The organism is Aromatoleum anaerobium, assembly GCF_012910705.2.
GTDB lineage: Bacteria > Pseudomonadota > Gammaproteobacteria > Burkholderiales > Rhodocyclaceae > Aromatoleum > Aromatoleum anaerobium.
The window spans coordinates 58,044-77,940 of the sequence record NZ_WTVG02000034.1; the positions used below are offsets into that span (position 1 = coordinate 58,044).

A 19,897-nucleotide genomic window follows, 5' to 3' on the forward strand; every position below is an offset into this window, starting at 1 on the left:
GGGGCACATCTCAATCGAATAGGTTGGCGGTGGCGGCGGGTGCTGCCGGCTTGAGCTCGGCTTCGCCGACCGCAAAACGCGCCAGCGCCGGCAGCGTTCGCACCCGGGTGCCGTCGCGCGTCACCAACTGGAGGCGCTGCAGGCGTTCGAGCGCCGTTACCGCCAGCTCGTGCTCGGAGCCGGCTTCGCGGGCCGACTTGCGCCAGAAGCTGCCGAAGCGTTGGCGCGCAGCGGCGATGAACGCGGCGACGTCGGCCTCGCTCACGCTGCTGGCCGCGCGGGCGCTCAGGAACTCTGCGACCAGCAGCGTGACGTGCGCTTCGGTGCCTTCGGCCGGCATCGCGACGTCGGTCAGTTCGCCGTCCTCGTCGGCCAGCGCGAGACCTTCCGCACGCTGTTCGGCGACCAGCCCGGTGGCTTCGCACAGGCGGGCGGCCATCGTGCCGCGCTGGTTCATGAAGTAGGCGCGCAGTTCGGCATCGAGGCGGTCGAAGTAGATCACCGGGTCGTCGAGCAGCCGGCGCGCGAGGTGATGGCGCAGCGCCGTGCGCCGGCCTTCGTCGCTGTCGGGAACGTGTTCTGCGACCAGCGCGGCGAGCCGCGCTTCGAGGGTCGTCGGCGCTTCGTCCGCAGGCCAGGTGGACGGCCCGCGCGACGCCGCGAGCACATTCGAGAGGACTCGCCGCTGGACGTCGTAGAGGGCGTCGTGCAAGGCGTCCGACCCTTCCGCGCCGCCGCGCACGAAGCCCTCTTCATCACCGGCCACGCGCTGCAGTACGCCGAGTTCGAGCAGCGTGCGGCAGACTGCGACCAGTTCGCGCCGCTCGTGCTGCGCCTGGAGGGTGAACGTGAAGCCGAGCGCGGCCAGCGCCGGGTCGGCCGCCAGCGCGAGCAGCCGGTCGCCGAGGACCCGTAGCGTGATCTGCGGATCGGCCCGCTCCAGCGCCGCGCAGGCCAGGCACAGCAATACGTAGCGGCGGCGCTCGTAGCCGGGCAGCCCGCGCGTCGCGTCGTCGAGATCGGCCGGGCGCTTGTACAGGCGCGCCGCATCGCGTTCGATGTGCAGGGGCCAGCCGGTTTCGCGCGCGAACCACTCGCGCAGCGCGTCGGCATGACGGCGCACGGCGGCGAACCCGGCCTGCGCGGGGGTCATCAGCGGCGTCATCAGCAGGGCTCGCAGCGCGCCGGTAAACTCCTCGCGCTGGTGGCGGGCCTGCTGTTCGCCGATCGCGGCGCTGTCGAATTTCATCAGCGTCATGGCGTAGCGGTGATCGTGATGTGGTGGTCGCGGCCGGCGAACACGCCGGCATCGGTGACCACTTCGGCATGCGACTGCGCACCCATCGGCTCGAGGCGAATGTGCAGCAGCCCGTCGCCGGTCTGGCGCTCGACCACGTCGTCGGGCGAGGCTTGCACGGTCAGGGCCTCGCCGAGCAGGCTCAGCAACAGCGCAAAGGCGTGCGGATCGAGCCGCCCGATCTCGGACAGGCGCGTCCTGCGCCCCGTGGCCAGGCGTTCGCGAGCGGCTTCGACCTGCCGGTGCTCTTCATCCAATTGGCGGGCGAGCAGGGCGCGTTCCTCGTTGCGCTCGCGCACCTTGGGCAGCGGCCCGCGCGGGGCGGCCTCGCCGTACTCGCGCAGGCGCGGATGAATGCGCAGCGGCGGCGCCTCGGCCCACGGCGTGGTAGCAGGCAGCTCGATGCCGGCGCCCGGCTTCAGCGAGAAATGCCGCGCCGGGTTGAGGGCGAACGCGGCGCGGCCCAGGCGGTGCGCCTCGTCATCGTTGGCGCACGCGGCGAACCAGCCGGCCAGCACGCGGAAGTCGGCCGAACGATCGCTGCGCCCGCTGCGCCGCTCGTTGAGCGCCGCGACCGCCGCGAGCAGCTGCGGAATCGCTGCCCGCGCCTTCGAGCGCAGCACTTCGGCCTGCGGCGGTTCATGCTGCGTGCTGACGAACCAGCCGCGCAGGCCCTTCCAGCGTTCGCGCCAGGCTTCGTGGCGCTGCGCGAGCGCGTCGGCCTGCGCCAGCGAATCGCCGGGCGCCGCGTCGCGCGCTTCGCGTTGTGCGGCCGCCCACAGCAGCGGATCGATCCGCGGGTGGAGCAAGGCGATGTGCTGCGCGATCTCGCCGGAGCGCCCGACCAGGTCGCCGATGAAACGTTCGAGGTAGTCGATCAGCCGCTTCTTGTAGGCCACCACCGCGGTGGCATCGGCTTGCTGGAGTTCGATGCTGCGTGCCATGCCCGCCATGAAGGCCTGGGCGTTGTCGGCCAGGCTCTCGAACACACGCACCAGGTCGCGCAGCGTTTCGTGCACCTTCGCCGCATCGGGCGTCGGCGAGTCGGCGAGTGCGAGCAAGGTCTTCAGCCGGCTGGCGATGTCTTCGAGCGCGATGGTCTGCAACTCGGCCCGCCGGCCGAGCGCCCTGGCGAAGGCCGCGAGTGCCGTCTCGACTGCCTCCCCACCATGCGAGAGCCGGTAGAGGAAGCGGGCCCGGTAGAAGTCGCCGATGCTCGCGACGCGTGCCGTGTCGGGTTGGGCTTCGAGGTTGCCCCACTCGACGAGCTGGGCGAGCGCGGCCTGCACCTCTTCAAGCTTCGGCACGCCGTCGGTCCACCGGGCCTCGGCCAGCACCTCGTCAGGCCGCATATGCAGGCGGAACTGGCGCTTCGCTGCAGCAAAGCTGTTCATGATGCTGCGGTAGACGCTGGCCTTCTCGGCGCTGACGTGTCGGAACAGCTCGGCCGGTGTGTTCGCAGACGGCATGGACTGGATTCTGGGAGTTCTGGCCGCCCGATGTTGGCAACAATGCGAGCGATTGTCGAGTATTTCCGTGCTTGTTCTTGGTAGGCCAATGAACTACATTGATCCCATGGATTTTGAATGGGATGAGGCGAAGAGCGAAGCGTGCTTTCAGGGGCGCGGATTTGATTTCGCCTACGCGGTCAGAGCGTTTTTCGATCCCAATCGGCTCATTCGGGCCGACTCCCGTTATAGCTACGGCGAAGAGCGCTATCAGCTGATGGGCAGGATCGAGCACAGGCTGTTTGTGGTCATCTACACGCCGAGAAACACGGCGATGCGCATCATCTCGGCACGCAAAAGCCAACCAGAGAGAGGTCAAGCATTATGAAAACCGTACGCGTGACAATTGATCCCGCCGTGCCAGAGTCGCTCGCACAGGGGCGCATCGACCCGGCACGCGTCGACGCCACGTCGGAAGCAGAACTTGTGCGCCAGCGGGCGGCTGATGATGCCGAGGCGATGCAGGATGCTGCGAAGTTCGCGCGCCGCGTGCGTAAACGCCTGGGTTTGAGCCAGGCCGAATTCGCTGAACGCATCGATGTGCCGCTCGACACGATACGCAACTGGGAGCAAGGCAAACGTTGCCCCACCGGTGCAGCCAAGGCATTGCTGAAGGTGCTGGACAGAGCGCCCGAGGTTGCGCTGGCCGCCTTGCATTGATCAGTTGCGCGGCAAACCTCGCCCTTCAGGGCGGGGAAGGATAGCGCGGACGGCGCAGCCGTCCTTGCCTTTGCCTCAATGTGGCGTCTGCTGCTGCTCGATGTATTGGCGGATGGCTTCGATGGGTGCGCCCCCACAGCTACCGGCAAAATAGCTGGGCGACCATAGTGCACCGCCCCACAGCTTCTTGCGGATGCTCGGGTAGTTCTGCTTGCGGATCATGCGGCTGGATACCCCTTTCAAGCTGTTGACCAGCGCTGACACTGCAACTTTCGGCGGATAGTTCACCCGCAAATGCACATGGTCGTCCTCGCCGTCGAACTCCACCAGTTCCGCTTCGAAGTCGGCGCAGACACCCGAGAAGATGCCGTGCAGCGCGTCGAGGATTTCCTTGGTGAACACTTCGTGGCGATATTTTGTCACAAAGACCAAGTGAACGTGCATCAGGAACACGCAGTGCCGCCCGTGCCGAATATCGTTTTCATTGCTCATAGACCAAGAGTATAATTCCAACTATGCAACGTCTCCAAGCCTTCAAATTCGAGCTGATGCCGACCGGCGAGCAGCAGCGCGACATGCGCCGCTTTTCTGGCTCGTGCCGCTTCGTGTTCAACAAGGCGCTGGCGTTGCAGCAGAGCAACCACGAGGCCGGTGGCAAGTTCATCGGCTATGTCGCGATGGCGAAGCATCTGACGGCGTGGCGCAACAGCCTGGAAACGTCCTGGCTGAAGGATGCGCCCGTCCATCCGTTGCAACACGCCCTCAAAGACCTCGAAAAAGCCTACAAGAACTTCTTCGAGAAACGCGCCGATTTCCCGCGTTTCAAGCGCAAGGGGCAAAGCGACAGCTTCCGCTATCCCGACCCGAAACAGATCAAGCTCGATCAGGCCAACGGCCGCATTTTTCTGCCCAAGCTGGGCTGGCTGCGTTACCGCAACAGTCGGGAAGCGCTGGGCGAACTGCGCAACGTCACGGTCAGCCTGAGCGGCGGCAAATGGTTCGTCAGCATTCAGACACGGCGCGACGTTGAAACCCAACTGCCGCACGGCGGCGCGATCGGCATCGACATGGGGATTGCCCGCTTCGCCACGCTGTCGGACGGCACGTTCTACGCGCCGCTTCACAGCTTCAAGCGACACGAAACCGCTTTGCGCCGCGCGCAGCGGGCGATGAGCCGCAAGACCAAGTTCAGCAACAACTGGAGGAAGGCGAAAGTCCGCGTCCAGCGTATCCATTCCCGCATCGGCAATGCCCGCCGCGACTACCTGCACAAGTGCTCAACCACGATCAGCCAAAACCACGCGATGGTGTGTATCGAGGACTTGCAGGTGCGGAACATGTCCAGGTCGGCGGCAGGCACGGCAGACGCGCCGGGAAGAAACGTTCGGGCCAAATCCGGCCTGAACAAAGCCATCCTCGATCAAGGCTGGGCCGAGTTCCGACGACAACTGGACTACAAGCTGGCGTGGAACGGCGGACACCTCATCGCCGTGCCGCCACGCAACACCAGTCGCACTTGTCCGTGCTGCGGCCATGTATCAGCGGACAGCCGTCAGACGCAGGCGCGGTTTCTGTGCGTCGAATGCGGTTTCGAGGAGAACGCCGATGTGGTCGGCGCGATCAATGTGCTAAGGGCGGGACACGCCCGGTTAGCTTGTGCAGATACTTCGCCTGAAGTCAGGGCGTCGGGCCAAGAACCCACCGAAGCGACTATACAGTTCAGCGTATAGCGCCGTAGGAATCCCCCTCCTTTCCGGTCTCAAGGCCGGCGAGCGTTAGCGAGAGGTGGGGGAGGATGTCAAAAGACGGTCTGTCCGCGCTGCGACGCGTGCTGCCTTGATCCGCCTCCAGGCCGGACGTATGCAAAGCAGCATCGACGCCGCCTCGCGAAGCCTCGGGCTGCTAGAATTCGGCGCCCTGACCTTGCGCGAGTGAATGCATGAAACGCCTCGAATCGGCCTTCGAACACTTCCTCTTCAGCAGCCGCTGGCTGATGGCGCCGGTGTATGCGGGATTGATCTTTGCGCTGCTGGTGCTGCTCGTGAAGTTCGGCAAGGAGGTCTGGCAGCTGTCGAGCCATGTCATGACGGCGAGCGGCAGCGAGGTGATCATCGGCGTGCTGTCGCTGGTGGATATCTCGCTGATCATGAGCCTGCTGATCATCATCATGCTGAGCGGCTACGAGAACTTCGTCTCGAAAATGGAGGATCTGCACGCCCACACCGACCGGCCGGAATGGATGGGGCATATCGGCTTTTCCGACCTGAAGATCAAGCTGATCGGCTCGATCGTCGCGATCTCGGGGATCGAGCTGCTGAAGGCGTTCATGAATGTCGGCAATCTTTCCGACCGCCATCTCGCGTGGATGGTCGGCATCCACCTGACCTTCGTGCTGTCGGGCCTGCTCTATGCGCTGATGGACCGGCTGCAGGGCAAGGGGCATTGACGGTCGCAACGCCCGGCGGATAGCGCTGCGAACGCCTGTGGCTCATCCGCCCCGCTAGATGTGCAGCCGCTGCAGCAGTTCGCGCTCGATCTTGACGACCCGTGCATCCTGCGACAGCCCGTTTCCGCTGAGCAGGAACGTGTCTTCGACGCGTTCGCCGAGCGTTGCGATCTTCGCGGTGTGCAGGACGATGCCGTTCTGCGCGAGCACTTCGGCGACCGCGAACAGCAGGCCCGGGCGGTCGGCCGCGGTCAGCGAGAGGATGTAGTGCTTGCCGGACTCGTCGGGCAGGATGCTGACGCGCGGCGTGATCGGGAAATGCTTCACCTGGCGTGACAGCCGGCCTGACGACGGGCGGTCGGGCGGGGCGGGTTTCTTCAGGCGTTCGGTGAGCTCGTGCTCGATCAGCGTGATGACGTCGCGGTAATGGGCGGCGTTGCCCGGGTCCTGCAGCATGAAGCTGTCGAGCGCATAGCCGTGGCGCGTGGTGTGCACCTTGGCGTCGAGGATCGAGAAGCCGAGGCGGCCGAAGAAACCGGTCAGGCGCACGAAAAGATCCTTCTGGTCGCGCGTGAACACCATCACCTGCACGCCCTGGTCGGCTTCGGAGACGCGCGCCTTGACGACCGGCTCGAGGGTGTCGGGGCGGTAATACAGCGTGCGGCTGTGCCACGCGATCTCTTCGGCTGAATGGCGCATGAAATACACCGCATCGAGCTGGGCCCACAGCGCGTCTTCGACGCCGGGCCGCAGTCCGTGATAGCGCAGCAGGGCGCGCGCGTTTTCCTGGCGGTCGTCGAGCCCGAGCGCCTCCTGCGGCGTCGCGCCGCGCAGCAGCCGGCGGGTGGCGAAGAAGAGGTCTTCGAGGAGCTTCCCTTTCCAGCCGTTCCAGACCTTCGGGCTGGTGCCGCGGATGTCGGCGTGCGTGAGCAGATACAGCGCGCTCAACCGCCGCACGGTGCCGACAGTGTCGGCGAAGCGCCCGATGACGGCGGGGTCGGAGGTGTCTTCCTTCTGCGCCACGTGCGACATCGTGAGGTGATGTTCGACGAGCCACACGACGAGATCGGCGTCTTCACGGGCGAGATGGTGATGTTCGCAGAATTCGCGCGCGTCGATCGTGCCGAGCTTCGAATGGTCGCCGCCCCGTCCTTTCGCGATGTCGTGGAACAGCGCGGCGACGTACAGCAGCCAGTGCCGCTCGAAAGCCATGATGAGCTGCGTCATCAGCGGGTATTCGTGCGCGTGCTCGCCCATCGTGAAGCGGCGCATGTTGCGCAGCACCATCATGATGTGCTGGTCGACGGTGTAGACGTGGAACAGGTCGTGCTGCATCTGCCCGACGATGCGTCGCCACGAGGGCAGGTAGCCGCTGAGGATGCCGTACTGGTTCATGCGGCGGAACTCATGCACGATGCCGCGCTTTTGCTGCAGGATCGCGAGGAAAAGCTCGCGGTTGTGCGGGTCGGCGCGAAACGCGGCGTTGATGCGCTTGCGGTTGAGCCACAGGGCGCGCAGCGTGCGGGCCGTCATGCCCTTGAGCTCGGAGCGCTGCTGGAGGATCAGGAAACACTCGAGCAGCGCCGACGGGTGCCGGGCGAAGGTGTCGTCTTCGCGCATGTCGAGCAGCTCGCGCACCGCCTGGAAACGGTCGTTGATGACGATCGCCGCGCCGGCGCGCCGCGGGAAGATCTCGACACCGTAGTTCTGCAGCAGGATGGTGTTGGTCTGCGTGACCTTCTTCGCGTTGACGTAGTAACGCTGCATGAACACTTCGGAGGCGCGCTTGGCGGCGGTCGCTTCGATGCCGAGGGCGCCGGCGAGCCTTTCCTGGTAGTCGAACAGCAGCCGGTCTTCGCTGCGCCCGGTGAGGTAGTGCAGGCGGATGCGTACGTGCTGGAGGAAACGTTCGATGCTGCGCAGGTCGCGCGCTTCGGCGCCGGTGATCAGCCGCCGCCGCGCGAGGTCGCGCCAGTTGCGCCCGAGCCCGGCGGCCCGCGCGATCCAGCCGAGCATCTGCAGGTCGCGCAGGCCGCCCGGGCTCTCCTTGCAGTTGGGTTCGAGCGCGTAGGGGGTGTCGTTGTAGCGCGCGTAGCGCTTTTCCTGTTCGAGCTGCTTGGCCTTGAAGAACACGCGCACGTCGAGCAGCGCACGATAGCGCCGGCAGAATTCCTCGAACAGCGGCCGGTTGCCTTCGAGCAGGCGCGATTCGAGCAGGTTCGTCTGGACGGTGATGTCCTGTTCGGCGGCGTCGATTGCTTCATCGACGGTGCGGGCGCTGTGGCCGATCTCGAGCCCGACATCCCACAGCGCACCGAGCAGCACGGACAGGCGCGCCTGCATCGCGTCGTCGGCGGTGTCGGGCAGCAGCACCATCAGGTCGACGTCGGAGCACGGGAAGAGCTCGCCGCGGCCGTAGCCGCCGACCGCGAGCAGCGCCACGTCGGCGGGCATCGCGCACGCGCGCCACAGCCGGTGGATGGTCTCGTCGACGAGGTGCGCGCGGCCCTTGAGGACGGTGGACGTCGCCGGATGGGCTTCGTAGGCCATCCGGATGCGCATGCTGCCGTCGGCGAGGCGGGCACGGGCGTCGGCAATGGCGGCCTGGACCGCATCCGTGGGGATCGCCGCGGTGCTCATCGCGCGTCAGGCAAGCGAGGGGAACAGCGGCGCGACGAGCGCCGGCGGCGGCGGACAGCCCGGCGAGAGCGTCAGCACTTCGACGCCGGTGTCGGTGACGAGCACCATGTGCTCCCACTGCGCGGACAGGCTGCGGTCCTTGGTGACGATCGTCCAGCCGTCGGGGAGCTCGGAGATCGCGGCCTTGCCGGCGTTGATCATCGGCTCGATCGTGAAGGTCATGCCGGGACGCAGCTCGATGCCGGTGCCGGCCTTGCCGTAGTGCAGCACCTGCGGTTCTTCATGGAACTTCAGGCCGATGCCGTGACCGCAGAATTCGCGCACCACCGAAAAGCCGTTGCTCTCGGCGTGCTTCTGGATGATGTGGCCGATGTCGCCGAGCCGCCCGCCGGGGCGCACCACGGAGATGCCGAGCCACAGGCATTCGAGCGTCACCTGGCACAGGCGCTTGGCGAGGATCGACCCGTCGCCGCCGACGATGAACATGCGGCTGGTATCGCCGTGGTAGCCGTCCTTGATGACGGTGATGTCGAGGTTGACGATGTCGCCCTTCTTCAGCGCCTTGTCGCCCGGCACGCCGTGGCAGATCTGGTGATTGACCGAAGTGCAGATCGACTTCGGGTAGGGCGGGTAGCCCGGCGGGGCGTAGTTGAGCGGCGCGGGGATCGTGTGCTGCACGTTGACCATGTAATCGTGGCACAGGCGGTCGAGTTCTCCGGTCGTCACGCCCGGCTGGACATAGGGCGTGATGTAGTCCAGGACTTCCGCGCCAAGCCGGCCGGCGACGCGCATTTTCCCGATTTCTTCCGGCGTCTTTATTGTGATGCTCATTTCCGTGGGGTCGCGTGTAAATGAGAAAGGCTAGCGCATGCGCGAACGCGCGGCAAATTCATGCTGCCCCGCGAGAGGCGTGCGGGTGCGCGGCCAGGCGCGAAGTCGCCTTGAGTGGAGAATGGCATAGCTGCTATCATCTTGGGCTTGTCTGCCGACCGAGGCGGGCAAAATCCACACGCCCGGCATCGTACCGAAAGGGTCCGCCGGATCGGGGCAAGCGCCCCGTGGCGGTTTTAGGCACTGAAATGAGGTTGCCGAAGGATCGCGGAGAAGTCCGCGAGTGCTTGCGAATATTGTGAGCGGCGACCGTGCCGGGCGGCGGTTCAACCCTGAAAATCCGGAGTTTTACATGACTGTCACGATGCGTCAGATGCTCGAAGCGGGCGTCCACTTTGGCCACCAGACCCGATTCTGGAATCCGCGCATGGCCCCGTACATCTTTGGCCAGCGCAACAAGATCCACATCGTCAACCTCGAAAAGACGATGGGCAAGTACAACGAAGCGATGACCTACGTGCGCAAGCTCGCGGCCAATCGCGGCACGATCCTGCTGGTCGGCACCAAGCGCCAGGCACGCGAGATCGTCGCCGAGGAAGCTCGCCGCGCCGGCATGCCGTTCGTCGATGAGCGCTGGCTCGGCGGCATGCTGACCAACTTCAAGACGGTCAAGCAGTCGATCAAGCGCCTCAAGGAAATGGAAGCGATGGTCGAGGACGGCTCGATCGAGCGCCTGTCCAAGAAGGAAGCGCTGATGGCAACGCGCGAAATGGACAAGCTCAAGAAGAGCATCGGCGGCATCAAGGACATGGGCGGCCTGCCCGACGCGCTGTTCGTCATCGACGTCGGCTACCACAAGATCGCGATCACTGAAGCGCAGAAGCTCGGCATCCCGGTCGTCGCCGTCGTCGATACCAACCATTCGCCGGACGGCATCGACTACGTGATTCCCGGCAACGACGACTCCTCGCGCGCGATCCGCCTGTACGCCCGCGGCGTCGCCGACGCGGTGCTCGAAGGCCGCAGCCAGGCGCTGCAGGACGTCGTCGCAGCGGGCTCGGACGAGTTCGTCGAAGTCGAGGAAGACGGTTCGGACGAGCAGGCCTGAGTCCTGCCGGCCTTTGATCGCGTCGAATTGAATACGGAATACAGGAGTTAGCATGGCGGAAATTACCGCAAGCATGGTCAAGGAACTGCGCGAGAAGACCGACGCGCCGATGATGGAATGCAAGAAGGCGCTGACCGAAGCCGCGGGCGACCTGGCCAAGGCCGAGGAAATCCTGCGCGTCAAGCTCGGCAGCAAGGCGAGCAAGGCAGCGTCCCGCGTGACCGCCGAAGGCATCGTCGCGACCTGGCAATCGGCCGACGGCAAGCTGGCCGCGCTGGTCGAAGTGAACTGCGAGACCGACTTCGTCGCGAAAAACGACGACTTCCTCGCGTTCGCCGCTGCGGTGGCCGAGCTGGTCGCGACGCGCAATCCGGCGGATGTCGCCGCGATCGCGGCGCTCGAACTCGACGGCCAGACGGTCGAGCAGGTGCGCACGGCGCTCGTCGGCAAGATCGGCGAGAACATCACGATCCGCCGCTTCACGCGGATCGACGCGCAGGGCGCGGTGGCGAGCTACATCCACGCCGGCGCCAAGATCGGCGTGCTGGTCGACCTCGTCGGCGGCGATGAAGCGCTCGGCAAGGACCTCGCGATGCATATCGCCGCGGCCAAGCCGAAGGCGCTGATGGCGTCCGAGATCCCGGCGGAGCTGATCGACACCGAGCGCCGCATCGCGATCGAGAAGGCGCGCGAAGCCGGCAAGCCGGAAGCGATGCTCGACAAGATCGCCGACGGCACGGTGCAGAAGTTCCTGAAGGAAGTCACGCTGCTCGGCCAGCCGTTCGTCAAGGACGACAAGCTGACGATCGAAGCCCTGCTGAAGTCGCGCAACGCGTCGGTGGCGAGCTTCGTGCTGTACGTCGTCGGCGAAGGCATCGAGAAGAAAGTGTCCGACTTCGCCGCCGAAGTGGCTGCGCAAGCCGCCGCCGCGGCACAGAAGTAAGGGCCGCCAGATGAGTGTCGCCGCTTACAAGCGCATCATGTTGAAGCTGTCCGGCGAGGCCCTGATGGGGGACGACTCGTACGGCATCAACGAGGATGTGGTCAGCCGCATCGTCGCCGAGATCGCCGAGGTGAATCGCCTCGGCGTGCAGATCGGCGTGGTGATAGGCGGCGGCAACATCTTTCGCGGCATGAAGGGTGCCGCCTCCGGCATGGACCGCGCCACTGCGGACTACATGGGCATGCTGGCGACGGTGATGAACGCGATGGCGCTGGCCGACGCGTTCCGTCGCGCCGGGGTCGAGGCGCGCGTGCAGTCGGCGCTGCGCATCGACCAGGTCGTCGAGCCGTACATCCGCGGCCGGGCGATCCGCCACATGGAAGAAGGCCGCGTCGTGATCTTCGCGGCCGGCACCGGCAACCCCTTCTTCACGACCGACACCGCGGCCGCGCTGCGCGGGGCGGAGATGGCCGCGCAGATCGTGCTGAAGGCAACGAAAGTGGACGGCGTGTATACCGCCGACCCGAAGAAGGACCCGCAGGCGCAGCGTTACCACCGCATCAGTTTCGACGAGGCGATCGGCCGCAATCTGGCCGTTCTCGACGCGACCGCGTTTGCGTTGTGCCGCGACCAGAAACTGCCGATCAACGTGTTCTCGATCTTCAAGCCGGGCGCGCTCAAGCGCGTCGTGCTCGGCGAGGACGAAGGCACGCTGGTCCATTCGTGAGGACTCGACGATGATCCCCGAACTCAAGAAGACGACCGAGCAGAAGATGCAGAAGTCGATCGAGGTGCTCAAGGCCGACCTGGCGAAAGTGCGCACCGGCCGCGCCCATACCGGGCTGCTCGACCACGTCATGGTCGAGTACTACGGCAGCATGGTGCCGATCAACCAGGTCGCCAACGTGACGCTGATCGACGCCCGGACGATCGGCGTGCAGGTGTGGGAAAAGCCGATGATGCAGAAGGTCGAGCGGGCGATCCGCGATTCCGACCTCGGCCTCAATCCCGCGAACCAGGGCGACATCATCCGCGTGCCGATGCCGGCGCTGACCGAAGAGCGCCGCCGCGACCTGACCAAGGTCGTCCGCCACGAGGGCGAGGCGGCGAAGATCGCGATCCGCAACCTGCGGCGCGACGCCAACCAGCACCTCAAGGATGCGGTCAAGGACAAGACGATCTCGGAAGACGACGATCGTCGCGCCCAGGAAGATATCCAGAAGCTCACCGACCGAAACATCGCCGAAATCGACAAGCTGCTCGCGCAAAAAGAGCAGGAACTGATGCAGCTCTGATCCTCCCGGATCGCATTCTCCAATCCGGACGAACCGCGGGAGACGCATCATGACGGAATCATCCTTCATCAGTTCGACGCGCGACGTCCCCGCGGTGTCGGGCATCCCCCGGCACATCGCGATCATCATGGACGGCAATGGCCGCTGGGCGCGCAAGCGGTTCCTGCCACGCGTCGCCGGCCACAGCCGCGGCGTCGAATCGGTGCGCAGCGTCATCCGCGCGTGCATGGAACGCGGCGTGTCCTACCTCACGCTGTTTGCGTTCAGTTCCGAGAACTGGCGCCGCCCGGCCGACGAGGTGTCGTTCCTGATGCAGCTGTTCATGCGTTCGCTGCAGAAGGAAGTCGACCGGCTTCACGACAACAGCATCCGTTTTCGCGTCATCGGCGACCTGTCGCGCTTCGACCCGAAGCTCGTCGACATGATCCGCCGCGCCGAGGCGCGCACCGCCGCCAATGAAAAACTGACCCTGACGATCGCCGCGAACTACGGCGGCCGCTGGGACATCCTGCAGGCGATGACGCGGATGCTGGCGAAGAACCCCGAGCGGCGCGAAGGGTTCACCGAAGAGGATCTGTCGAGCGAGCTGTCGCTGAACTACGGCCCGGAACCGGACCTCTTCATCCGCACCGGTGGCGAACAGCGGATCAGCAACTTCCTGCTGTGGCAGCTCGCCTATTCCGAGCTTTATTTCACCGATACGTTGTGGCCCGATTTCGACGTCGCGGCGCTGGACGAGGCGATCCGCTCGTACCAGGCGCGGGAGCGCCGTTTCGGACGTACCAGCGAGCAGCTTCGTCAGGCCGAAGGCGTGGTTTCTCCGTCAGGCGGCCATGCTTAGAACGCGCGTCATCACGGCGCTGGTATTGCTGACGGGCCTGCTTGGGGGGATTTTCCTGCTGCCGCCCTGGGGCTGGCTCGCCCTCGCCGCGACCATCTGCGCGGCGGCGGCGTGGGAGTGGGGCGGCCTCGGCGGCTTTCCCGTCGGCCGGCGCAGCGTGTTTGCGGTGCTGATGGGCATTGCATGCCTGCTGACCGGCGCGATGAGCGGGCTGGCGGGCGACGACGCCTCTCCTCCGGCCGGGCTCGCGGCGCTGTACCTGGCGAGCGGCGTGTTCTGGGTTGCCGTCGTGCCGGTATGGCTGGCGAGAAAATGGCGCATCACCGGCGCGGCCGGCACCGTCATCGTCGGCCTGGTCGTGCTGCTGCCGCCGGCGCTCGCGCTGGCGCACCTGCGGATGCTCGGTCCGTGGCTGCTCCTGGCGGTGATGGCGGCGACGTTCGTGTCGGACATCGCGGCGTATTTCACCGGGCGCGCGTTCGGTCGCCACAAGCTGGCGCCGAGCATCAGCCCGGGCAAGACCTGGGAGGGCGCCGGCGGCGCGGTCGCCGGCGTGCTCGTGTTCGCGCTGATCGTTCTGGCTTCGAGCGCGCCGTCGATGCTCGACGCGCGCACCCTGTTGCTGGTGGTTCCACTGCTCGCCGCATTCACGGCGGTCGGCGTCCTCGGCGATCTTTTCGAGTCGCTTCTCAAACGTCAGGCCGGCGTCAAGGACAGCGGCAGCATGCTGCCCGGGCACGGCGGCATCCTCGACCGCATCGACAGCCTGACCTCAACCCTTCCGCTGGCCGGTCTGGCGGCTTTATGGCTGGCCCTTTGATCGATGCCTGACCCGACTCCCCCCCGCCTGCAACGCGTCACGGTGCTCGGAGCGACCGGTTCCATCGGCATGAGCACGCTCGATGTGCTCGCCCGGCATCCGGACCGCTTCGAGGCGTTCGCGCTCACCGCGCAGGTCCAGGTCGAGCGCCTGTTCGAGCTGTGCCTGCGCTTTTCGCCGCGCTTCGCGGTGCTCGTCGATTCGGCCGCGGCGTCCGATCTTCGCCAGCGCCTGAAAGCCGCCGGTTCGGCGACGGAAGTCCTCGCCGGGGCAGGGGCGCTCGTCGAGGTCGCGGCGCATCCCGACACGGACGCGGTGATGGCGGCGATCGTCGGCGCTGCGGGCCTTGCGCCGGCGCTTGCCGCGGCGCGCGCCGGCAAGCGCGTGCTGCTCGCGAACAAGGAGGCGCTGGTGCTGTCCGGGCGGCTGTTCATGCAGGCGGTGGCCGCGAGCGGCGCGCAACTGCTGCCGATCGACAGCGAGCACAACGCCGTCTTCCAGGCGCTGCCGCAGGGTTACACGCGCGACCCGCAGCGCTGCGGTGTACGGCGCATCCTGCTGACGGCGTCCGGCGGCCCTTTCCGCGAGCGCTCGCTGGAGAGCCTCGCGAACGTCACGCCGGACGAAGCCTGCGCACATCCGAACTGGGTCATGGGGCGAAAAATCTCGGTCGACTCGGCGACGATGATGAACAAGGGGCTCGAAGTCATCGAGGCCCACTGGCTGTTCGCGGTGCCGCCGGAGGCGATCGAGGTCGTCGTGCATCCGCAGAGCGTCATCCATTCGATGGTCGAATATGCCGACGGCTCGGTGCTCGCGCAGCTCGGCAACCCCGATATGCGCACGCCAATCGCGCACGCGCTGGCCTATCCTGAACGCATCGACGCCGGCGTGCGCCCGCTCGACCTGTTCGAGATCGGCCGGCTGAACTTCGAGCGCCCGGATTTCGTGCGGTTTCCGTGCCTGGCGCTCGCGTACGACGCGCTGCGCGAAGGCGGGGCGGCAGCGGCCGTGCTCAACGCCGCGAACGAGGAAGCGGTCGCCGCGTTCCTCGATCGCCGGGTGGGATTCACGCGCATCCCCGACATCATTGCGGCGACGCTCGAACGCGCGTGCGATCTGTCGGTCGATTGCATCGAGGCAATCCTCGATGCCGATGCGCGCGCACGTGAAATCGCGCGAAGTGAAATCCTCGCCCGACAGACGACTCCATGAACATTCTCGAATACCTGATCCCGTTCGTTCTCGCGCTCGGCCTGCTGATTCTCGCTCACGAACTGGGCCATTACCTGATCGCACGCGCGTGCGGCGTGAAGGTGCTGCGTTTCTCGATCGGATTCGGGCGCCCGCTGTTGCGCTGGACCACCGGCGCCGACCGGACCGAATGGGCGATCGCGGCGTTCCCGCTCGGCGGCTACGTCAAGATGCTCGACGAACGCGAAGGCGAAGTCCCGCCGGCCGAGTTGCACCGCTCGTTCAACCGGCAGTCGGTATGGCGGCGCTTCGCGATCGTCGCAGCCGGGCCGCTCGCCAACTTCCTGCTCGCGATCGTGCTGTACTGGGGCCTGTTCGCGACCGGCACCGAGGAGCTCAAGCCGCGGCTCGCGCTGACCGACGGACCGAGCATCGCCGCGTCGGCCGGCGTGCGCGAGGGCGATCTCGTCGCCGCGGTCGATGACGAACCGGTGCGCAGCTGGCCCGAGCTGCGCTGGGTGTTGTTGCGCCACGCGCTCGACGCGCGCGAGGTGACGTTGCAGGTCCGCACTGCCGAAGGCGGTGACGCGCTGCGCACGCTCGACCTGTCCGGCGTCGAGGTCGACGACGGCGAGAGCGACCTGATCGCGGAAATCGGCCTGCGCCCGTGGCGCCCGCTGATTCCGCCGGTGGTGGGCCGGATCATCCCGGACGGCGCTGCGGCGGCGGCAGGCATCAGGGAAGGCGACCGTTTCGTGTCGCTTGCCGGCGAGCCAATCACGTCGTGGGTGGACTTCGTCGAGCGGGTGCGCAGCTCGCCCGGCGAATCGCTGCCGGTGCGGCTGATGCGCGGCGACACACTGGTCGAGACGACGCTCGTGCCCGAAGTGTCGGAGGACAGAGGCGAACGCGTCGGAAAAATCGGTGTCGCGGTGGCCGAACCGCCGGGCGGACGCGAGGAGATGTTCGCAGTCGTGCGCTACGGCCTGGTCGACGGATTGTCGAAGGCGATTGCCCAAACCTGGGAAACCAGCGTATTGAGCCTCAAGATGATGGGCCGCATGCTGACCGGCGAAGTGTCATGGAAAAACCTCTCGGGACCGGTGACGATAGCGGACTATGCCGGGCAGTCGGCGAAGCTTGGATGGAACCATTACCTGAAGTTCATCGCGCTGATCAGCATCAGCCTGGGGGTGCTGAACCTGCTGCCCATCCCGGTGCTGGATGGGGGGCATTTGCTGTATTATGTGATCGAAATTATCAAGGGCGGCCCAATTCCCGAGCGCGTGATGGAGATCGGCCAGCAAATCGGCCTGGTTGCGCTTGCAATGCTGATGGCATTCGCCTTTTACAACGACATAACTCGTCTCATTTCTGGCTGAATCCCTAATGAAACACAAGCTTCTCACCGGGCTGCTGACGGCCCTGTTCGCCGTCGCGCCGGTGCATGCGTTCGAGCCTTTCGTCGTCAAGGACATCCGGGTAGAAGGTATCCAGCGAACCGAAGCCGGAACGGTATTCAACTACCTTCCGGTGCGGGTCGGAGAGACCTTCACCGAGGCGCAGGCCGCCGAGGCGATTCGCGGCCTGTTCGCCACCGGGTTTTTCAAGGATGTGCGGATCGAGGTCGAAGGGGATGTGCTGGTGGTGCTCGTCGACGAGCGTCCGGCGATCGCCCAGATCGACTTCGTCGGGGTCAAGGAGTTCGACAAGGAAGCGCTGAAGAAGGGGCTGCGCGAAGTCGGTCTGGCCGAATCGCGGATCTTCGACCGGGCGCTGCTCGAACGCGCGGAGCAGGAGCTCAAGCGGCAGTACCTGAGCCGCGGCAAATATGCCGCCGTGATCGAGACGACGGTCACGCCGCTCGAGCGCAACCGCGTCGGGCTGAACTTCAAAGTCGATGAGGGCGAGGTGGCGAAAATCCGCCAGATCGAGATCATCGGCAACAAGGCGTTCAAGGATTCCGAGCTGCTCGGCCTTTTCCAGCTGACCACCCCGGGGTGGCTCAGCTGGTACACGAAGAACGACCAGTATTCACGCCAGAAGCTCGCCGCCGACCTCGAGAACCTGCGTTCGTATTATCTCAATCGCGGCTATCTCGACTTCAACATCGATTCCACCCAGGTGTCGATCACGCCCGACAAGAAGGACATCTACATCTCGGTGAGCGTCACCGAAGGCGAGCGCTACACCGTCTCGGCGGTGCGCTTCGCCGGCGACCTGATCCTGCCCGAAGAGGAATACCGCAAGCTGGCGGCGATCAAGCCGGGCGAGATCTTCTCGCGCGAAAAGCTGACGGAGACGACGAAGGCGGTCGCGGACCGTCTCGGCAACGAAGGCTACGCTTTCGCCAACGTCAATGCTTCGCCGGAAGTCGACAAGGAAAAGCGCGAAGTGGCGTTCACGATTTTTGTCGACCCGGGCCGCCGCGTGTATGTCCGACGCATCAACGTGGGCGGCAACACCAAGACCCGCGACGAGGTGGTGCGGCGCGAGATGCGCCAGATGGAAGGCGCCTGGTACGACGCTGAAGAGATCAACCGTTCGCGCACCCGCATCGACCGCCTCGGGCATTTCGAGGAGGTGACCGTCGAGACGCCGGCGGTGACAGGGACGACCGACCAGGTCGACGTGAATTTCAGCGTCAAGGAGCGCCCGACCGGCAACCTGTCGCTTGGCGTCGGCTTCTCGAGCTCGGAGAACATCGTGCTCTCCGCGTCGGTCTCGCAGCAGAACCTGTTCGGCAGCGGCAACGCGCTGACGCTCGCGCTCAATACCAGCGAATCGAGCCGCACCTACGCGCTGTCCTTCACGAACCCGTATTTCACGCAGGACGGCTTGAGCCTCGGCTGGGACGTCTATCACCGCACCTACGATCCGTCGGAATCGCTGTCGGTGGCGCCGTACAAGACCGTGTCGTCGGGTGCCGGCCTGCGGCTCGGCTACCCGATCGCGGAAGACGACTCGATCAACTTCGGCCTCGCCGTCGATCGCACCGTCATCACGACGTTCGACGCGAGCCCGCAGCAGTACCTCGACTTCTGCGACCCGAACAAGGATGACTTCGACTGCGACTCGGTGACCAGCCTGGTGGCCACCGCGGGCTGGGCCCGCGACACGCGCGACAGCACGTTCTATCCGCGCATGGGCAGTTACCAGCGCGTCTTCGGCGAGGTGAGCATCCCGCCCGGCGCGCTCCGTTATGCCAAGCTCAATTACCAGTATCAGCACTGGTTCCCGTTCGGTCGCGACTACGCGCTGATGCTCAACACCGATCTGGGCTGGGCGAAGGGGTACGGCGGCAAGCCGTTGCCGTTCTACAAGAACTTCTACGCCGGTGGCATCGGTTCGGTGCGCGGCTTCGACCAGAGCTCGATCGGGCCGAAGGATCCGATCAGCGAAGACGCCCTGGGCGGCAACCGGCGCGTGATCGGCAACGCGGAATTCTATTTCCCGCTGCCGGGCACCGGCATGGACCGCTCGTTCCGCATGTCGGCCTTCTTCGACGTCGGCTCGGTGTGGGGCGAGGGCGACAAGGTGAACTTCGCCGACCTGCGCTACAGTACGGGGCTGGCGTTCTCGTGGAGTTCCCCGATTGGCCCGCTCAAGTTCAGTTTCGGTGTTCCGCTGAAGAAGAAGGAAACGGACGAACTGCAGAAATTCCAGTTCCAGTTGGGCTCGGTCTTCTGAGCGCCCCCAGGAAACGGCTTTGCCGTTTCCGCCCCCCGAGGGGGACAAGAAAACTTGGGGCGGCCCGGCGTTTTCTTGAGAGAACCCGATCTACCCGATTCCGTTGGAGAAGCATGTGAAAGTTACGACCCTGACCGTTCTTGCCGCTGCGCTGCTGAGCGTTGCCGCGCCCGCCGCCCTGGCTGAGTCCAGGCTCGGCTTCGTCAATTCCGACCGGGTGATGCGCGAGGCCGCGCCGGCAGTGCGGGCACAGCAGCGTCTCGAAAAGGAGTTCGAGAAGCGTGACCAGGAGCTTCAACGTCTCGGCAAGGAACTGCAGGCGCTGCAGGAAGATCTCGAACGCAACGGCGTGACGATGGCCGAGGCCGATCGGCGCAACAAGGAACGCTCGTTCAACGACCTGAACCGGGACTTCCAGCGCAAGCAGCGCGAGTTCCGCGAAGATCTGAACCAGCGCCGCAACGAGGAGCTCGCGTCGGTGCTCGACCGCGCGAACCGCGCCGTCAAGCAGATCGCCGAAGCGGAAAAATACGACGTGATCCTGCAGGAAGCCGTGTACGCGAGCCCGCGTATCGATATCACCGACAAGGTGATCAAGGCGCTGGCGGACAGCAAGTAAGCGCA

Annotated in this window: 19 protein-coding genes; 14 read left to right on the plus strand and 5 right to left on the minus strand. The window is 65.6% G+C overall.

Going from position 1 to position 19,897, the window contains the following annotated elements:
• Positions 1 to 10: 10 nt before the first annotated feature.
• Both GO606_RS02715 and GO606_RS02720 read right to left on the minus strand, forming a co-directional pair.
• Positions 11 to 1,258 carry a TIGR02678 family protein gene (locus GO606_RS02715; protein ID WP_246979310.1) on the minus strand — a complete coding sequence of 416 codons (1,248 nt, stop codon included), beginning with the start codon at positions 1,256 to 1,258 and terminating at the stop codon, positions 11 to 13.
• Entirely contained in the window at positions 1,255 to 2,766 is a 1,512-nt protein-coding gene (locus GO606_RS02720) for a TIGR02677 family protein (RefSeq protein WP_169118726.1), read from the minus strand. The genes GO606_RS02715 and GO606_RS02720 overlap by 4 nt, the downstream gene beginning before the upstream one ends.
• On the opposite strand from GO606_RS02720, the gene GO606_RS02725 reads away from it, so the two are divergent.
• Both GO606_RS02725 and GO606_RS02730 read left to right on the plus strand, forming a co-directional pair.
• Positions 2,765 to 3,133, plus strand: a complete 369-nt coding sequence (locus GO606_RS02725; RefSeq protein ID WP_211166638.1) for a BrnT family toxin — start codon at positions 2,765 to 2,767, stop codon at positions 3,131 to 3,133. The genes GO606_RS02720 and GO606_RS02725 overlap by 2 nt on opposite strands.
• The gene (locus GO606_RS02730) at positions 3,130 to 3,465 is read left to right on the plus strand and encodes a helix-turn-helix domain-containing protein (RefSeq protein WP_169118725.1); all 336 of its coding nucleotides are present in this window, start codon (positions 3,130 to 3,132) and stop codon (positions 3,463 to 3,465) included. Before GO606_RS02725 ends, GO606_RS02730 begins: the two co-directional genes overlap by 4 nt.
• A gap of 75 nt (positions 3,466 to 3,540) precedes the next feature.
• Here the strand turns inward: GO606_RS02730 and tnpA are convergent, their stop codons facing one another.
• Complete coding sequence (gene tnpA / locus GO606_RS02735; RefSeq protein WP_169118724.1) at positions 3,541 to 3,957, minus strand: IS200/IS605 family transposase; 417 nt, start codon at positions 3,955 to 3,957, stop codon at positions 3,541 to 3,543.
• Positions 3,958 to 3,980: 23 nt separating this feature from the next.
• On the opposite strand from tnpA, the gene GO606_RS02740 reads away from it, so the two are divergent.
• Positions 3,981 to 5,195 (plus strand): RNA-guided endonuclease InsQ/TnpB family protein, encoded by a 1,215-nt coding sequence (locus tag GO606_RS02740; RefSeq protein WP_169118723.1) that lies wholly within the window; start codon positions 3,981 to 3,983, stop codon positions 5,193 to 5,195.
• Positions 5,196 to 5,404: 209 nt separating this feature from the next.
• Positions 5,405 to 5,911, plus strand: a complete 507-nt coding sequence (locus tag GO606_RS02745) for a TIGR00645 family protein (RefSeq protein ID WP_169118722.1) — start codon at positions 5,405 to 5,407, stop codon at positions 5,909 to 5,911.
• 54 nt (positions 5,912 to 5,965) lie between these two features.
• Here the strand turns inward: GO606_RS02745 and GO606_RS02750 are convergent, their stop codons facing one another.
• Both GO606_RS02750 and map read right to left on the minus strand, forming a co-directional pair.
• Positions 5,966 to 8,551, minus strand: a complete 2,586-nt coding sequence (locus GO606_RS02750; RefSeq protein ID WP_169118721.1) for a [protein-PII] uridylyltransferase — start codon at positions 8,549 to 8,551, stop codon at positions 5,966 to 5,968.
• A 6-nt stretch (positions 8,552 to 8,557) separates the two neighbouring features.
• Positions 8,558 to 9,382, minus strand: coding sequence for a type I methionyl aminopeptidase (gene map, locus GO606_RS02755; protein ID WP_169118720.1), 825 nt, complete (start codon positions 9,380 to 9,382; stop codon positions 8,558 to 8,560).
• Positions 9,383 to 9,734: 352 nt separating this feature from the next.
• On the opposite strand from map, the gene rpsB reads away from it, so the two are divergent.
• The 10 genes from rpsB to GO606_RS02805 all read left to right on the plus strand — a co-directional run bounded on the left by rpsB (position 9,735) and on the right by GO606_RS02805 (position 19,892).
• Complete coding sequence (gene rpsB / locus GO606_RS02760) at positions 9,735 to 10,490, plus strand: 30S ribosomal protein S2 (RefSeq protein ID WP_169118719.1); 756 nt, start codon at positions 9,735 to 9,737, stop codon at positions 10,488 to 10,490.
• A 52-nt stretch (positions 10,491 to 10,542) separates the two neighbouring features.
• Complete coding sequence (gene tsf / locus GO606_RS02765) at positions 10,543 to 11,433, plus strand: translation elongation factor Ts (RefSeq protein ID WP_169118718.1); 891 nt, start codon at positions 10,543 to 10,545, stop codon at positions 11,431 to 11,433.
• Positions 11,434 to 11,443: 10 nt separating this feature from the next.
• Positions 11,444 to 12,160: a UMP kinase gene (gene pyrH / locus GO606_RS02770; RefSeq protein ID WP_169118717.1), complete on the plus strand. Its 717-nt coding sequence runs from the start codon at positions 11,444 to 11,446 to the stop codon at positions 12,158 to 12,160.
• Between the two features lie 10 nt (positions 12,161 to 12,170).
• The gene (frr, locus tag GO606_RS02775) at positions 12,171 to 12,728 is read left to right on the plus strand and encodes a ribosome recycling factor (RefSeq protein ID WP_169118716.1); all 558 of its coding nucleotides are present in this window, start codon (positions 12,171 to 12,173) and stop codon (positions 12,726 to 12,728) included.
• 49 nt (positions 12,729 to 12,777) lie between these two features.
• Positions 12,778 to 13,569: a polyprenyl diphosphate synthase gene (uppS, locus tag GO606_RS02780; protein ID WP_169118715.1), complete on the plus strand. Its 792-nt coding sequence runs from the start codon at positions 12,778 to 12,780 to the stop codon at positions 13,567 to 13,569.
• Complete coding sequence (locus tag GO606_RS02785; protein ID WP_169118714.1) at positions 13,562 to 14,389, plus strand: phosphatidate cytidylyltransferase; 828 nt, start codon at positions 13,562 to 13,564, stop codon at positions 14,387 to 14,389. The genes uppS and GO606_RS02785 overlap by 8 nt, the downstream gene beginning before the upstream one ends.
• Before the next feature lie 3 nt (positions 14,390 to 14,392).
• Complete coding sequence (gene ispC / locus GO606_RS02790) at positions 14,393 to 15,604, plus strand: 1-deoxy-D-xylulose-5-phosphate reductoisomerase (protein WP_169118713.1); 1,212 nt, start codon at positions 14,393 to 14,395, stop codon at positions 15,602 to 15,604.
• A complete protein-coding gene (rseP, locus tag GO606_RS02795; RefSeq protein WP_169118712.1) occupies positions 15,601 to 16,965 on the plus strand; it encodes an RIP metalloprotease RseP in 1,365 nt (454 codons plus the stop codon). Before ispC ends, rseP begins: the two co-directional genes overlap by 4 nt.
• 7 nt (positions 16,966 to 16,972) lie before the next feature.
• Positions 16,973 to 19,273, plus strand: coding sequence for an outer membrane protein assembly factor BamA (bamA, locus tag GO606_RS02800; RefSeq protein WP_169118711.1), 2,301 nt, complete (start codon positions 16,973 to 16,975; stop codon positions 19,271 to 19,273).
• Positions 19,274 to 19,388: 115 nt separating this feature from the next.
• On the plus strand, positions 19,389 to 19,892 hold the full coding sequence (locus GO606_RS02805) for an OmpH/Skp family outer membrane protein (protein ID WP_011239208.1): 504 nt from the start codon (positions 19,389 to 19,391) through the stop codon (positions 19,890 to 19,892).
• Positions 19,893 to 19,897 lie beyond the last annotated feature (5 nt).